This window comes from Streptomyces sp. NPDC047028 (assembly GCF_040644095.1).
Taxonomy (GTDB): domain Bacteria; phylum Actinomycetota; class Actinomycetes; order Streptomycetales; family Streptomycetaceae; genus Streptomyces.
Genome location: NZ_JBEYVS010000026.1, coordinates 1 through 14271, shown reverse-complemented (window position 1 = coordinate 14271; position 14271 = coordinate 1). Strand labels below are relative to the sequence as shown.

Sequence of the window (14271 nt, the reverse complement as noted above, 5' to 3'; positions counted from 1 at the left end):
AGCGAAGGAGGACAACGCATGTCTGCCCAGATCACCGTGGAAGAACTGGCCGCTCTGATGAAGAAGGCGGCCGGAGTGACCGTCACCCCCGAGGCGCTGGAGGCCGCTTACGACTCCGGCTTCGACTCCCTCGGCGTCGACTCGCTCGGTCTGCTCGGCATCGTCGGCGAGCTGGAGAACCGGCACGAGATCCCGATGCCGCCGGACGCCGAGCGCTGCAAGACGCCCCGGCAGTTCCTCGAACTCGTCAACAGCACACTGATGGCAGGAGCCTGACATGGCAGGACACACGCAGAACGAGATCACCGTCGCCGCCCCGCTCGACCTGGTCTGGGACATGACCAACGACCTGGAGAACTGGCCGAACCTGTTCACCGAGTACGCGTCGGTCGAGGTCCTCTCCCGCGAGGGCATGAAGACGACGTTCCGGCTGACGATGCACCCGGACGAGAACGGCACTGTGTGGAGCTGGGTCTCCGAGCGCGAGCCGGACCGCGACAGCCTCACCGTGCACGCGCGCCGGGTGGAGACCGGGCCGTTCGCGCACATGAACATCGTCTGGCGGTACGAGGAGGTACCGGCCGGCACCCGCATGGTGTGGACGCAGGACTTCGCGATGAAGCCGGACGCGCCGGTCGACGACGACTGGATGACCGACAACATCAACCGGAACTCGAAGGTCCAGATGGGGCTCATCCGCGACAAGATCGAGAAGGCGGCGCAGGGCAACCGTCCGGCGCCCGCCCTCGCCGACTGAGCCGGGAAGGGACGGTACCGTGCACCAGGCCCTGATCGTCGCCCGCATGGCCCCCGGCTCCGCCCTCGACATCGCCAAGGTGTTCGAGGAGTCGGACCGGGGCGAGCTGCCGCACCTCGTCGGTGTCCGGCGGCGCAGCCTCTTCCAGTTCGGCGACGTGTACATGCACCTCATCGAGTCCGAGCACGACCCCGGCCCGGCCATCGCGCAGGTGACCGAGCACCCCGAGTTCCGGGACGTCAGCGAGCGCCTGAAGGCGTACGTCAGCGCGTACAACCCGGAGTCCTGGCGGTCCCCGAAGGACGCCATGGCACAGCGCTTCTACCTCTGGGAGCGCGACCGCGTCTGACGCCCGGGAGCACCCGCCCGGGCAGGCGCCCGGACGACCACCCGGGCAGCCGCCCGGACGACCACCGGCCGCCGGGCCCGCAGCGTCGCGGGCCCGGCGGCCGGTCGTGCACGTGCCGTGTCCGGTCAGCCGGGGACGTGGCAGTCGAAGGCGTGCAGGTACGGGTTGACCGGCTGGACGTCGTCGATGACGAGCCCGGCGCCGGTCAGCCGGCTGCGCATGCTGTCGGTGGTGTGCTTGGCGCCGCCGACGTTGAGGAGCAGCAGCAGGTCCATGGCGGTGGAGAACCGCATGGACGGGGTGTCGTCGACCAGGTTCTCGATGACGACGACCCGCGCGCCGGGACCGCCGGCCCGGGTGACGTTGCGCAGGGTGCGGGCCGTGCTCTCGTCGTCCCACTCCAGGATGTTCTTGATGATGTAGACGTCCGTCTCGACGGGCACGGCGTCGCGCACGTCGCCCGGCACGATCCGCGCGCGGTCGGCGAGGTCGCCGCCCTCGCGGAGCCGGGGCAACGCGTTCTCCACGACGCGGGGCAGGTCGAGCAACGACCCCTGCATCACCGGGTACTTGTCCAGCAGGCAGGCCACGACGTGCCCCTGGCCGCCGCCGATGTCGGCGACCGACTTGGCGCCGGACAGGTCCAGCAGGGCGGCGACGTCCCGCGCGGACTGCTCGCTGGAGGTGGTCATGGCCCGGTTGAAGACGTCCGCGGACTCGGGGGCGTCCTCGTTGAGGTAGGGGAAGAACTCCTTGCCGTAGAGGTCCTCCACGACGTTCTTCCCGCTGCGCACGGCCTCGTCGAGCCGGGGCCAGGCGTCCCAGGTCCACGGTTCGGTGCACCACAGGGCGATGTCCCGCAGGCTGTGCGGGTCGTCCTCGCGCAGCAGCCGGGACATGTCGGTGTGCGCGAACGTGCCGTCCGCCTGCTCGGCGAAGACGCCGTAGCAGGACAGGGCGCGCAGCAGCCGGCGCAGCGGCTTCGGCTCCGCCTTCACCGTCGTGGCGAGGTCCTCGACGGCCATGGGGGCGTCCCCGAGGGCGTCGGCGACGCCCAGCCGGGCGGCGGCCCGCACGGCCGCGGCGCAGGCCGCCCCGAACACCAGCTCGCGCAGCCGCATGGGCGGCGGTGGGGCTGTCTCAGCGGCTCTCATCTGCCGTGCCTCCTTCTTGGGGTTCTTGGGCTTGCGTCGGTCCACGAGCGGCAGCGGCCTGGCGGTCAGCACAGGCCCGAAGGCTTGGACGCCCGGCACGCGTTGTGCTCGAAGGCGTTGTTCTTGCCGCTGGTGTCGCCGTTGACGAGGTCGGCGGGGGAGTTGCTGTCCAGCGTGTTGTCGCTGATCTCGTTGTGGTCGCTGGTGGCGCCGACGAAGCTCTTGAAGAGCACGATGCCGCCGGACAGCGGGGAGCTGCCCGCGTTGCCGGTGACCACGTTGTCGCTGACCAGGACCTTCTCGGTGCCGGTCAGGACGATGCCGGAGCCCTGGAGGGCGGGCAGCCGGTCGGTCTTCGGGCACGACTTGTTGTTGCCGGTGACGCGGTTGCCGGTCACGGTGAGGTCGCCGGCCTTGGGCTTGTTCTCGTCGCCGACGACGAACACGCCGGCGCAGTTGCCGGTGATGGTGTTGTGGGCGACGGTGAGGTCGCGCAGCCGGCGGACGGTGATGCCGATCCGGTTGTCCTCGACCCGGTTGTGCTCGACGATCGTCTGCCCGGCGTCGGTGGCGCCCGCCTCCTCCTTGATGGTGTTGGCGAGGAAGATGCCGGCGTCGCCGTTCTCGCGGGCGGTGTTGTGCCGGAACACGCCGTGCACCGAGCGTTCCTGGGCGATGCCCCAGACGCCGTTCTTGACGGCGTTCACGTTGCGGACGGTCATGGTGTCCGTCGCCATGCCGAACACCCCGGTCCGGCTGAACCCGGTCACGGTCAGGTCGGCGATGGTGACGCCCGCGACGTTCTTGTCCTTGGTGCCGACCACGCAGATGCCGTTGCCGCCGGCGGCGCAGCTCTTGGCGTCCTTGGTGCCCTTGGCGCCCTTCGAGCCCTTGGCGTTCTTGGCCGGCTTCTTCGTGGCGCTGGTGGTGCTGGTGGTGCTCGTGGTGGCGGCGGGTTCGATGACGGTCCTCGGGCCCACACCCCGCAGGGTCAGTCCCGGGGTCATCACCTTGACGCTCTCGTGGTAGGTGCCGGGGGCGATGAGGACGGTGTCCCCGGCCTTGGCCGCGTCCACGACCTGCTGGATCGACTGACCCGGACGGACCAGGTGGAACGCGTGGGCGAGGCCCGGCTGCGCGGGCCCGGCCGGCAGGCCGGCGGAGGCGGTGGCCGCGGGGGCGGCGCCCAGTGACGCGCCGAGGAGGGCGGCGGCACACACGAGATACGAGATGTGGCATTTCGTCATATCGAGTACGGTATGACCGAGTCTGCCTCCGCCCCCTCGATCGGCCAACCAACGGCGTGTCACCCCTTGGTGCCCTCGCCCTCTCGGCCCACCGGGGCCGCCACCGGCCGGGCCGACGCCTCCCGTCCGCCGCATACTGGCCACGTGGACCTGGTCATACGAACCCGGCGCGGCCTGCGCACAGCGGCGGCCTACGTCCGCAGCGCCCCCGGCACCTACCTGTGGCTGGCCGTCCTCTTCGTCACCACGGTCGCCCTGCACCACATGTCCCCGCAGTTCGAGCAGCACTTCCTGCGGCAGCGCTCGACCAACATCCACGAGCTGTCCCAGAACCCGGTCCGCGTCCTCGTGGCCAGCGCGATGTGGATCCAGGGCGGCCACTGGCTGCCGTACGTCCTGCTGTACACCGTCTTCCACGCCCCCGCCGAGCGCTGGCTCGGCACCGCCCGCTGGCTCGCCGTCTGCGCCTCGGCGCACGTCCTCGCCTCCCTCATCAGCGAGCTGGCGCTGCTGGTGGCGATACACGACGGCATGGCCCCGCACTCGGCGGTCAACACCCTGGACATCGGCGTCAGTTACGCCCTGGCCGGGGTGATGGCCGTCCTCACGTACCGCATCCGCGCCCCCTGGCGGTACCTGTACCTCACGGCCCTGCTCGCCTACTACACCGTCCCCCTGGTCACCGATCGCACGTTCACCGACTTCGGCCACTTCCTGTCCGTACTGATCGGATTCGCCTGCTATCCATTGACCAGGGGCCCCGAAAAAGCACGGAATCCGAAGGAGACACCGGTCACCACCAGGGGTTAACGTCCCGCCCATGAGCAGCTGGGCAAGCAGTGCGGTCGGTACGGTCGGCGCGGTCAACGGCGGCGTCTCGTTCTGGTACGCGGACGACGGGCTCCCCGCCGTCCGGGAACCCCTCGCCGGGGACGCGAGCGCCGACGTCGTCATCGTCGGCGGCGGCTACACCGGCCTGTGGACGGCGTACTACCTGAAGAAGGCCGCCCCCTTCCTCCGCGTCACCGTCCTGGAGCAGAAGTTCTGCGGCTACGGCGCCTCCGGCCGCAACGGCGGCTGGCTCTACAACGGCGTCGCCGGCCGCGACCGGTACGCGAAACTCCACGGCCACGATGCCGCCGTACGCCTGCAGAAGGCGATGAACGACACCGTCGACGAGGTGATCCGCGTCGCCGAGGCGGAGGGCATCGACGCCGACGTCCACAAGGGCGGCGTCCTGGAGGTCGCCACCACCCCCGCCCAGCTCGCCCGGCTGAAGGCGTTCCACGAGCACGAGCTGTCGTACGGCGAGAAGGACCGCGAGCTGTACGGCGCCCGCGAGACCGCCGCCCGCGTCCGCGTCGCCGACGCCGTCGGCTCCGCCTGGACCCCGCACGGCGCCCGCCTGCACCCGGTGAAACTCGTCAAGGGACTCGCGGCGGCCGTGGAGGCCCTCGGTGTCACCATCCACGAGTCGACACCGGTCACCGAGATCCGCCCCAAGCACGCCGTCACCCCGTACGGCACCGTCCGCGCCCCGTACATCCTGCGCTGCACCGAAGGCTTCACGGCCGCCCTGAAGGGCCAGAAACGCACCTGGCTCCCCATGAACTCCTCGATGATCGCCACCGAGCCGCTCACCGACGAGCAGTGGGCGTCGATCGGCTGGGAGGGCCGCGAGACCCTCGGCGACATGGCGCACGCCTACATGTACGCCCAGCGCACCGCCGACGGCCGGATCGCGCTCGGCGGGCGCGGGGTGCCGTACCGCTTCGGCTCCCGCACCGACAACGACGGCCGCACCCAGCGGGCCACCGTCGAGGCCCTCCACGACATCCTGACCCGCTTCTTCCCTGCCCTGGCCGGCGTCCGCGTCGCCCACGCCTGGTCCGGAGTCCTCGGCGTCCCGCGCGACTGGTGCGCCACCGTCACCCTGGACCGCTCCACCGGCCTCGGCTGGGCCGGCGGCTACGTCGGCTCCGGCGTCGCCACCACCAACCTCGCCGCCCGCACCCTCACCGACCTCGTCCAGCAGGACTCCGGCCAGTCCGGCCCGACCGACCTCACCACCCTCCCCTGGACCAACCACAAGGTCCGCAAATGGGAACCGGAACCCCTCCGCTGGCTCGGCGTCCAGGCCATGTACGCCACCTACCGCTCCGCCGACCAGCGAGAACGCCTCCACCCCAGCAGCGACTCCTCCCGCCTCGCCCAGGTGGCGGACCGGGTGTCGGGGCGTCACTGAAACCCCGGTGACCGGGGACGGGCCCCCACGGCTACCCTCCCCTCATGATTCGCACCGCGACCCCCGCCGACGTCCCCGTCATCCATGCCCTGATCCGGGAGCTGGCCGAGTACGAGAAGGCGCTCGACGAGGTGCGGGCCAGTGAGGAGCAGCTGCGGGAGGCGTTGTTCGGGGAGCGGCCGGCGGCGTTCGCGCACATCGCGGAGGACGACGTGACCGGGGAGGCGGCCGGGTTCGCCCTGTGGTTCCTGAACTTCTCCACCTGGCGCGGGGTGCACGGCATCTACCTGGAGGATCTGTACGTCCGCCCCTCCGCGCGGGGCGGCGGCCACGGGCGGGCGCTGCTGACCGAGCTGGCGCGTATCTGCGTCGAGCGCGGCTACGAGCGCCTGGAGTGGGCGGTGCTGAACTGGAACCGGCCCGCGATCGGCTTCTACGAGGCGCTCGGCGCGCGCCCGCAGGACGAGTGGACGGTGTACCGCCTGACGGACGGCCCGCTGGCCGAGCTGGGCCGGGCGGCGGGCTGACGCATGGCGGGCTGACGTTGGTCGGGCTGACGCGCGTCTACGGCACCGGTTCCGGGACCGGGGCGTCCGTCGGGGCCTCGTGTTTCGGGGCCTTCGCGGTGACCATCAGGCCCGCGACCAGACCGGCCAGCAGCATCACGGCCGCCGCCCACCAGATGGCGACGGTGTAGCCGTGCACCACGCCCACCGGCACGACCGTGGCCCTGTCGGCCGGGTTGTGCAGGTGGGCGGCGATGTAGGCGGCGCTGCTGGTGGTGGCGATGGTGTTGAGCAGGGCCGTACCGATGGAGCCGCCGACCTGCTGGGCGGTGTTGACGGTCGCCGAGGTGACCCCGGAGTCGCGGGGCGCCACCCCGGCCGTCGCCGTGGCGAACACCGGCATGAAGGTCAGGCCCATGCCGAGGCCGAGCAGGAGCAGCGCGGGCAGGACCTCGGTCGTGTACGACGAGTGGACGGTCATCCGGGTCAGCAGCAGCAGGCCGCCCGCCGCGAGCAGCATCCCCGGCACCATCAGCAGCCGCGGCGCCACGTGGTGCAGCAGCCGGGCCGAGATCTGCGTGGACCCGATGATGATCGCGGCCGTCAGCGGCAGGAACGCCATGCCCGCCCGGACCGGCGAGTAGCCGAGGATGACCTGGAGGTAGTAGGTCATGAACAGGAACAGGCCGAACATGCCGATGATCGCGAGCATCATCGTCAGGAAGCAGCCGGAGCGGTTGCGGTCCCGGACGATGTGCAGTGGCAGCAGCGGGCTGGGGGCCCGGTTCTGCCACCACACGAACACGACGAGCAGCAGCACGCCGGCCGCGAACAGGGCGAGCACCAGCGGGTCGGTCCAGCCCCGGGGCTGGGCCTCGCTGAAGCCGTAGACCACGGCGACGAGCCCGCCGCAGCCCAGCAGCGCGCCCGGCACGTCCAGCCGGGCCTCGCGGTGGCCTGGGCGGTCGTGCAGCAGTGAGAGCGCGCCGAGGACCGCGATGACGGCGATGGGCACGTTGACGTACAGGCACCAGCGCCAGTTCAGGTACTCGGTGAGCAGCCCGCCGAGGATGAACCCGATCGCGGAGCCACTGCCGGCGAGGGCGCCGTAGATCCCGAACGCCTTGCCGCGCTCCCGGGGGTCGGTGAACGTCGTGGTCAGCAGACTGAGCGCGGACGGCGCCAGCACGGCCGCGAACACGCCCTGCAGCGCACGCGCCCCGAAGAGCATGCCCGAGCTGTTCGCCGCGCCGCCGATCGCGGAGGCCACGGCGAAGCCGATGAGCCCGATGACGAAGGTGCGTTTGCGCCCGGCCAGGTCGGCGATCCGGCCGCCCAGCAGCAGCAGCCCGCCGAAGGCGAGGGTGTAGGCGGTGATCACCCACTGCCGGTTGGCGTCCGACATGCCCAGGTCGTGCTGCGCCGAGGGCAGCGCGATGTTCACGATCGTCGCGTCCAGGACGACCATCAGCTGGGCGAGGGCGATGACGACCAGCCCCCACCAGCGATGGGGATCGGCTCCTCCGTCCCGCGCGGCTGAGGCTCCGGCAGCACCGGCGGGCCCCGCGACCCCGTCGGCAGATTCACCCGTTCGGCCGATACTCACCTGGCCAGAAGACCACGAATCGGTACGTATCGCATCCCCGCTCGACCGGCGTCTGAACATGACCCCAGCACCTCCTTCCACGACTTCGCGCCCTCCCGGGTTCCCACGTAGTCCAGGCGACTCCTCCGGTCCGCGTCGACCTCAGGCACCCCTGAGGTCGAGGGCGGCCCGCCCGAGGATCAGCGACACGGCGGTGACGGCGCTGTCGAACGACACCTCCGACAGCACCCCGGGGGCCGCGACCTCGTCCCCGGCGAGACAGACCCCGTCGCCCCGGTCGACCGCCGGCCGGTCCCGCCAGCTGCTGCCCGGCAGGTCCACGGCCCCCGTACGCCCGCTCGCCACGGACTCCCGCCGCCACACCACCCGCTCCCGCCACCCCCCGAACCCGAGGTCGAGCAGCTCCTCGGCCCGTACGACCCCGTCCTCGCACCCCTCACCCGGCCCGACGGGAATCTGCCCCTGGACGCCGGAATGTGACATCGGCGGGCCGTGTGAGGAAATCTCCGCAGGTCAAGGGCGTTGTCGGTGGGGGAGTGCACGATGGGCCCATGGTGAGAAGAGCGGCAGCACGACCGGCGGGGACCTCGGCGAACTCCGGAGCGGAGGAGCCGAGGCCCGCCCGCCGCCCGGAGCTGCGCCTGCCCCCTCCCTCCCCGTGGCCCGGCGCCCTGCTGGAACCGGACGGCGACTACGACGGCCTGGAGTTCCGGGACGCGGACCTCTCCGGCCACGACGGCGCGGGCGCCCGCTTCATGGACTGCGCGCTGACGGGCTGCGCGCTGGACGAGACGGCACTGGGCCGGGCCCGCTTCCTCGACACGGTCCTCACCGGCATCCGGGGCGTCGGCACGAACCTGGCGGAGTCGACGTTCCGCGACGTCGAAGTCCTCGACCCCCGTCTCGGCGGCACCCAGCTCCACGGCGCCGTCCTCGAACGGGTCGTCATCCGAGGCGGCAAGATCGACTACCTGAACCTCCGCGAGGCCCGCCTCAAGGACGTCGTCTTCGACAACTGCGTCCTCGTCGAACCGGACTTCGCGGGCGCCCACCTGGAACGCGTCGAGTTCACCGGCTCCGCCCTACGCGGAGCCGACTTCGGCGGTACGACCCTGAAGGACGTCGACCTACGCGGCGCGTCCCACCTGGACATCACCCGCGGCCTGGACCGCCTGAGGGGCTCGGCCATCACCCCGGCCCAACTACTGGACCTGGCCCCGGCCCTGGCAGCGGAGCTGGGCATCAAAGTCCTCCCCTGACCCCCGTCAAAAGAATGGGGCAAAACCCGCGCCCGTGAACCAACGCCAAGAACGCAGCCCACCAAGGCCGCCAACCCCGGCCAGGGCCACGGCCCCTACGGTCACTGCTGGAGGAACAGTTCCCCGGACTCGCCGGCGTGCACGGCCCGCTGGGCCCACTTCTCGAGCTGGTCGAGGTCGGTGCAGGCCTCAACTCGCTCGCGGACGTCGTCGGGCACGTCAAGGCCACGCCACTGCAGGATGCGGAGGATCATCTCGGCCTTTGCCTGGGCCCGGCCTTCTTCGCGGCCTTCTTCCCGGCCTTCTTCCCGGCCTTCCTCGCGGACCTGTTCGGCGAGGGGGTGTCGCCAGAAGTACTGGATCTGCGTCATCAATTCCCTCCACAACTGCTTGGCCTGGGGGTCTGCCAGGCATGAGTCGACGAACTGCACGAAGACCGCGGCGCTGTCCGGATCGATGGTCCGCAGGGCGGTGGCCAGCGTGTCCAGTATGGCCGGAGACTGCGGCCCGAGTCCGTGTGTCATGGCCGAGAGCACCGCGAGGGGGACGTCCCGTTCGGCCTCCCGCAGGTTGGTGACCATCGGCACGTTGTCCGGGCCCAGTACCAACGGCCGTACCGTCAGCGAGTGCCATTCGCGAAAACCCAGCCGGATCGGCCGCGACGCCCACTTGGCGGTGGTCCTGCTCTGTGTGGTGACGATGAGTACCGGCTCGCACCGGTACTTCTCATACAAGTAGGACAGGTAGTAGGGCCAGCTGCCCCGCTTGCGCTCATCAACCCTTCTCTGCGCCTCGACCACGAGGAGATACGTCCCCTCGTCCGTCTCCGCCCGGAGCAGTGTGTCCACGCGGCGCTCGACCGGTTCGATCTCGGTGAGGTCCACGTTGAGCGCGGCGATCTCCCTCGGTTCGGGAAACGGTACGTCCAGCACCCGTTGCAAGGTGCGGGTCAGCAGTGCCGGGTCCTTCTGGAAGATGCGGTGCAGCGCCTCGTGCGACGAGCCGACCATCGGCTCTCCTTCCTGTGTGCCGAGATGATCAACGAGTCACGCGGCCGCGAGTTGCGCCCAGACGAACTTGCCCCGCTTGCCGAACCTCGCCGAGGGCTGCCAGCCCCAGTGGTCCGCCCATGCCTTGACCAGGCCCAGGCCCCGGCCGTCCTCCAGCTCGGTGAGCTGTGTGAGGGGCTTGGGTGGCTCGGGAGGTGCCGGGTCGGTGTCCCATGCCCCGATCCACACCGCGCCTTCCTCCGTGCGGCGCACCCTGAGCGCGGCCGGGCCCTTCGTGTGCCGTACGGCGTTGGACACCAGCTCAGCTGCCAGCAGTTCGGCGGTGTCGACGAGCCCGATCAGGCCGTGCAGGGTCAGGATCAGGCGAAGGGTGCGGCGGGAGACGGTCACTGCTCTGAGGTCGTTGGGGATGTAGAGGGTGTAGTCCCAGGTTTCGGGCATGGGGCATCAACTCCGGTGGTGTGAGAGGGGAGAGGGCGCGCGGTGGCATTGCCGCAGCCGTCGTGGCAGGGCGGAGCGGTGCGCTTCCAGCGCGTGAGCAGTGCGTGACTGACGGTATGGGTTACGCGTAATCCGAAGCAAGCGGATCGCGTAATCTACGCCCGAACGAGCCGCATTTGCCGAGATGTTGAGCGGGGAGCACGGATGGTCCTGAGGCGCGAGGCGACGGCACGGCAGTTGCGCCTTGGAGTCGAGCTGCGACGGCTTCGCGAGGCGGCAGGGCTCACTGCCGTGGAGGCGGCGGCGTTGCTCGGCGCCAATCGGGTTCAGATCAGCCAGATCGAGGCCGGACTCGTGGGAGTGAGTGAGCAACGGGTACGTCGGCTTGCGTCTCATTACGCCTGCACGGACAGGGAGTTCGTCGAGGCGCTGGTCGTCATGGCCACCGACAAAACGCGTGGGTGGTGGGAGGACTTCAGGGGGCTGTTGCCGACATCGTTCCTGGACCTCGCGGAACTGGAGCACCACGCGACGTCTCTGCGAGAGATCGCGATCCTCTACGTGCCGGGCCTGTTGCAGACGGAGGAGTATGCCCGCGCGGTCTTCTCCGCCCGAATCCCGGAGCTCGCTCCTGAGGAACTGGACTTGCGTGTCCAGCTACGCATGCGACGCCAGCGAGTCGACGTCTCGTACGACCTGGTGATTCATGAGTCGGCCCTGCGTATCAGAGTCAGCGACCGCGCCGCTTCCCGGGCGCAACTCGCCGAGCTTCTGAGGCGGTCCGAAGCGCGGAACGTCTCCGTACGGGTCATCCCCTTCGATCTCGATCGTTTCGGCGGGGCTGCCAGTGCCATGACGTACGTGCGGTCCACCGTGCCCAAGCTGGACACGGTGGTGCGCGACGTTCCGCATGGCTCGGCCTTCATCGACTCGGATGCGCAACTCGGCGTCTTTCGAACGCGTTTCCGTAAAGTGGAGACGGTGGCACTCACCCCGGGACAGTCACGCGACTTCATCCATCGGCTGGCGAAGGACCTATGAGGCAATTCACGGGCAACTGGCGAAAGTCCTCCCACTCGGGGCCGGACGACGGTAACAACTGCGTCGAGGTCGCGGCAGCCACCCCTACCCACATATCCCTCCGGGACTCCAAAGCCCCCGCCCGGGCCACCCTCACCTTCCCCCTCACCTCCTTCGCCCCCTTCCTCGACTTCCTCAAAGGCGCGCCCGGAGCCTGCCTCCGCACCCCTCGCCGTGCCGCTCGCGTAGCCGTCGTGGACCCGGCGGGAGCCGTTCTTCTGTTCCGGTACGACAACGTGGAGGTCGGGGTGCACTGGTCGTTGCCCGGAGGCGGGCTGGAGGCCGGGGAGACTCCGCGTGAGGGCGCCCTGCGGGAGCTGGGGGAGGAGACGGGGTGGACCGATCTCACCCCGGGCGCACTCCTGTGCACCTGGGAACACGACTTCACCCACCACAACGTCCCCGTCCGTCAGCACGAGCACGTCTACGTGACCCCCGGACCGCACCGCGACCCCGCCGGGCCGGACGTGGCCGCCGCCCACGAGGCCGACGGCATCCTCACCTGGCGCTGGTGGAGCCGTGCCGAACTCGCCGAGGAGCGTGAGCCGGTGTGGCCGCCGGGGCTCGCGCGGCTGCTGGACGCGTGGGAGGGCTGAGGCGACGGTGGAGTGGGGGACGCTCGCCGGGACCGGGATCGGTGCGCTGGTCGGGGTCGGGTCGACGCTGCTCGCCGACCGGGTGCGCTGGCGGAGGGATGACGCCGACCGTGCCCGGCGCGAGCGGCGGGACATCTATGTGACCTGCCTGACCAAGTACCGGCTGGCCTACGAGGACATGCACACCGCCGCGACCGTTCACCGGGACGGACCGCACGCCCGGCGGGAGTCGGCCGTACGTGAGGCGTTCCGCGCCTCGGGCTGCGACGAGGTCCGGGAGACCGCGCTGATCTGCGCGCCGGAGGAGATGTCGGCCGTCATCGAGGACGTCTACGCCTCCCTGCGGGAGCTGCTGGAGGTGTTCGCCGCAGGGGAGCCCGCGCTCGGCACGCCGGAGTTCGAGGAGAGCCGGCTCCGGCACGCGCGAGCCGTGTGGGCGGCCCGTGCGGCGATGCGGGAGGAACTGGCCCGGCGGGTGTGACACCTGGGCGGTCACCTGCGCTTCTTCAAAGGGGTGCCGGGGTCTCCGGGTTGTTCGCATAACGGAATTCTGGCCACGGCATTCGGACACGAACATGTAAAGTCTTGTCTGACCTCTGTCAATTCAACGCTCACCGGTGTCACTCTCTCCCCGCCGCCGCAACGAGTTGCACCCCCTCCCACCTGTGTCTCGACACCCCACGAGACCGGTCCGAAGGAGATCGAGTGAGCCAGCAGCCCCACGCAGCCCACAGCGCCCCCACCTCCCGCACGTCCCGCAGGACCGCGACCCGTGCCGCCGCCCTGATCGGCTCGGCCGCGATGGTCGTGCTCGCGTTGCAGAGCGGAGCCGCCGCCACCGCCGCCCCGGCGCCCACCCCCGGCGCCTCCACACACACCCTCGGCGCCATGGCCGTACCGTTCACGGCGTCCGCGCGGGCGCACGCCGTCAAGGCGGCCCAGGACGCGGCCGGCGCGACCGCGCAGACGCTCGGGCTCGGCGCCCAGGAGAAGCTCGTCGTGCGGGACGTCGTCAAGGACGCGGACGGCACGGTCCACACGAGGTACGAGCGGACGTACGCCGGTCTGCCCGTGCTCGGCGGCGACCTGGTCACCCACGTGGCCAAGGGCGGTCACCTCAAGAGCGTGACGAAGGCGACCACGGCCCGGATATCCGTGCCGACCACGTCCGCGACCGTCACCGCGGCGAGCGCGAAGAAGTCCGCGCTGAAGGCCGCCGACACGGCGAAGCAGAGCGTCTCCACCTCCCGCAAGGTGATCTGGGCCGCCGGCGCGAAGCCCGTCCTCGCCTACGAGTCCGTCGTCAAGGGCGTCCAGGCCGACGGCACCCCGAGCGAGATGCACGTCATCACCAACGCCACCACCGGCAAGGAGATCTACTCCTACCAGGCGATCGACACCGACACCGGGACCGGCAACAGCCAGTACAGCGGAACCGTCTCCCTCGGTACGACCGCCGCCTCCGGTGGCTGGGACCTGATCGACGGCGGGCGCGGCGGGCACAAGACGTACGACTTGGGCGGCGGGACGAACGGCACCGGCGCCCTCTTCCACGACGCCGACGACACCTGGGGCGACGGCACCATCAACAGCCGTCAGACCGCCGCCGTCGACGCCGCCTACGGTGCCGCCGTCACTTGGGACTTCTACAAGTCCGCGTTCAACCGCAACGGCATCGCCGGCGACGGCCGGGCCGCCTACTCCCGCGTCCACTACGGCAACTCCTACGTCAACGCGTTCTGGGACGACAGCTGCTTCTGCATGACCTACGGCGACGGCTCGAACAACGCCGACCCGCTGACCGCCCTCGACGTCGCCGGCCACGAGATGAGCCACGGTCTGACCGCGGCCACCGCCGGCCTCAACTACCGTGGTGAGTCCGGCGGCCTGAACGAGGCCACCTCCGACATCTTCGGCACGGCGGTGGAGTGGTACGCCAACAACTCGTCCGACAAGGGTGACTACCTGATCGGCGAGAAGATCGACATCAACGGCGACGGCACCCCGCTGCGCTACATGGA

15 protein-coding genes and 3 pseudogenes are annotated in these 14271 nt (G+C 70.4%); 12 read left to right on the top strand and 6 right to left on the bottom strand.

All coding sequences use genetic code 11. The features are described from left to right. Positions 1–18 precede the first annotated feature (18 nt). The 3 genes from ABZ854_RS22740 to ABZ854_RS22730 are packed head-to-tail and all read left to right on the top strand — an operon-like array spanning position 19 to position 1106. Entirely contained in the window at positions 19–276 is a 258-nt protein-coding gene (locus tag ABZ854_RS22740; RefSeq protein ID WP_361213802.1) for an acyl carrier protein, read from the top strand. A 1-nt stretch (position 277) separates the two neighbouring features. After that, positions 278–757 carry an SRPBCC family protein gene (locus tag ABZ854_RS22735; RefSeq protein ID WP_361213800.1) on the top strand — a complete coding sequence of 160 codons (480 nt, stop codon included), beginning with the start codon at positions 278–280 and terminating at the stop codon, positions 755–757. A gap of 19 nt (positions 758–776) precedes the next feature. After that, entirely contained in the window at positions 777–1106 is a 330-nt protein-coding gene (locus ABZ854_RS22730; protein ID WP_129308364.1) for a TcmI family type II polyketide cyclase, read from the top strand. A 125-nt stretch (positions 1107–1231) separates the two neighbouring features. On the opposite strand, the gene ABZ854_RS22725 is transcribed toward ABZ854_RS22730, so the two are convergent. Together ABZ854_RS22725 and ABZ854_RS22720 are read right to left on the bottom strand one after the other, a co-directional pair. After that, positions 1232–2260 carry a methyltransferase gene (locus tag ABZ854_RS22725; protein WP_361213798.1) on the bottom strand — a complete coding sequence of 343 codons (1029 nt, stop codon included), beginning with the start codon at positions 2258–2260 and terminating at the stop codon, positions 1232–1234. A gap of 65 nt (positions 2261–2325) precedes the next feature. Beyond that, positions 2326–3507, bottom strand: a complete 1182-nt coding sequence (locus tag ABZ854_RS22720) for a right-handed parallel beta-helix repeat-containing protein (protein ID WP_361213796.1) — start codon at positions 3505–3507, stop codon at positions 2326–2328. Between the two features lie 144 nt (positions 3508–3651). Here ABZ854_RS22720 and ABZ854_RS22715 point away from each other — a divergent pair, with 144 nt between their 5' ends. Genes ABZ854_RS22715 through ABZ854_RS22705 form a run of 3 tightly spaced genes read left to right on the top strand, consistent with a single transcriptional unit; the run spans position 3652 to position 6279 of the window. Beyond that, the gene (locus ABZ854_RS22715; RefSeq protein WP_361213794.1) at positions 3652–4317 is read left to right on the top strand and encodes a rhomboid-like protein; all 666 of its coding nucleotides are present in this window, start codon (positions 3652–3654) and stop codon (positions 4315–4317) included. Between the two features lie 10 nt (positions 4318–4327). Beyond that, positions 4328–5752, top strand: a complete 1425-nt coding sequence (locus ABZ854_RS22710; RefSeq protein ID WP_361213792.1) for an FAD-dependent oxidoreductase — start codon at positions 4328–4330, stop codon at positions 5750–5752. Positions 5753–5796: 44 nt separating this feature from the next. Further along, a complete protein-coding gene (locus tag ABZ854_RS22705) occupies positions 5797–6279 on the top strand; it encodes a GNAT family N-acetyltransferase (protein ID WP_361213790.1) in 483 nt (160 codons plus the stop codon). Between the two features lie 37 nt (positions 6280–6316). Here the strand turns inward: ABZ854_RS22705 and ABZ854_RS22700 are convergent, their stop codons facing one another. Further along, positions 6317–7864 carry an MFS transporter gene (locus ABZ854_RS22700; protein ID WP_361213788.1) on the bottom strand — a complete coding sequence of 516 codons (1548 nt, stop codon included), beginning with the start codon at positions 7862–7864 and terminating at the stop codon, positions 6317–6319. Between the two features lie 141 nt (positions 7865–8005). Continuing rightward, positions 8006–8332 (bottom strand): annotated as a pseudogene (locus tag ABZ854_RS22695) (FAD-dependent oxidoreductase); the annotation flags it as partial. 83 nt (positions 8333–8415) lie between these two features. Between ABZ854_RS22695 and ABZ854_RS22690 the strand changes: the two are divergent. Beyond that, positions 8416–9123: a pentapeptide repeat-containing protein gene (locus ABZ854_RS22690; RefSeq protein WP_361213786.1), complete on the top strand. Its 708-nt coding sequence runs from the start codon at positions 8416–8418 to the stop codon at positions 9121–9123. Positions 9124–9224: 101 nt separating this feature from the next. Here ABZ854_RS22690 and ABZ854_RS22685 read toward each other — a convergent pair whose 3' ends face one another. Beyond that, the gene (locus ABZ854_RS22685) at positions 9225–10133 is read right to left on the bottom strand and encodes a hypothetical protein (protein WP_361213784.1); all 909 of its coding nucleotides are present in this window, start codon (positions 10131–10133) and stop codon (positions 9225–9227) included. A 36-nt stretch (positions 10134–10169) separates the two neighbouring features. Continuing rightward, complete coding sequence (locus tag ABZ854_RS22680; protein ID WP_361213783.1) at positions 10170–10574, bottom strand: ATP-binding protein; 405 nt, start codon at positions 10572–10574, stop codon at positions 10170–10172. Between the two features lie 204 nt (positions 10575–10778). On the opposite strand from ABZ854_RS22680, the gene ABZ854_RS22675 reads away from it, so the two are divergent. The 5 genes and pseudogenes from ABZ854_RS22675 to ABZ854_RS22655 form a co-directional block, all read left to right on the top strand. Then, positions 10779–11615 (top strand): helix-turn-helix transcriptional regulator, encoded by an 837-nt coding sequence (locus tag ABZ854_RS22675; RefSeq protein ID WP_361213781.1) that lies wholly within the window; start codon positions 10779–10781, stop codon positions 11613–11615. Beyond that, positions 11612–11794: pseudogene (locus ABZ854_RS22670) on the top strand (DUF397 domain-containing protein); the annotation flags it as partial. The gene ABZ854_RS22675 and the pseudogene ABZ854_RS22670, both read left to right, overlap by 4 nt. Before the next feature lie 21 nt (positions 11795–11815). Further along, positions 11816–12250, top strand: a pseudogene (locus tag ABZ854_RS22665) (NUDIX domain-containing protein); the annotation flags it as partial. A gap of 7 nt (positions 12251–12257) precedes the next feature. Further along, positions 12258–12731: a hypothetical protein gene (locus tag ABZ854_RS22660; protein WP_361213779.1), complete on the top strand. Its 474-nt coding sequence runs from the start codon at positions 12258–12260 to the stop codon at positions 12729–12731. A 320-nt stretch (positions 12732–13051) separates the two neighbouring features. Continuing rightward, on the top strand, positions 13052–14271 hold a 1220-nt coding region (locus ABZ854_RS22655; RefSeq protein WP_361213998.1), incomplete at its 3' end, for a M4 family metallopeptidase.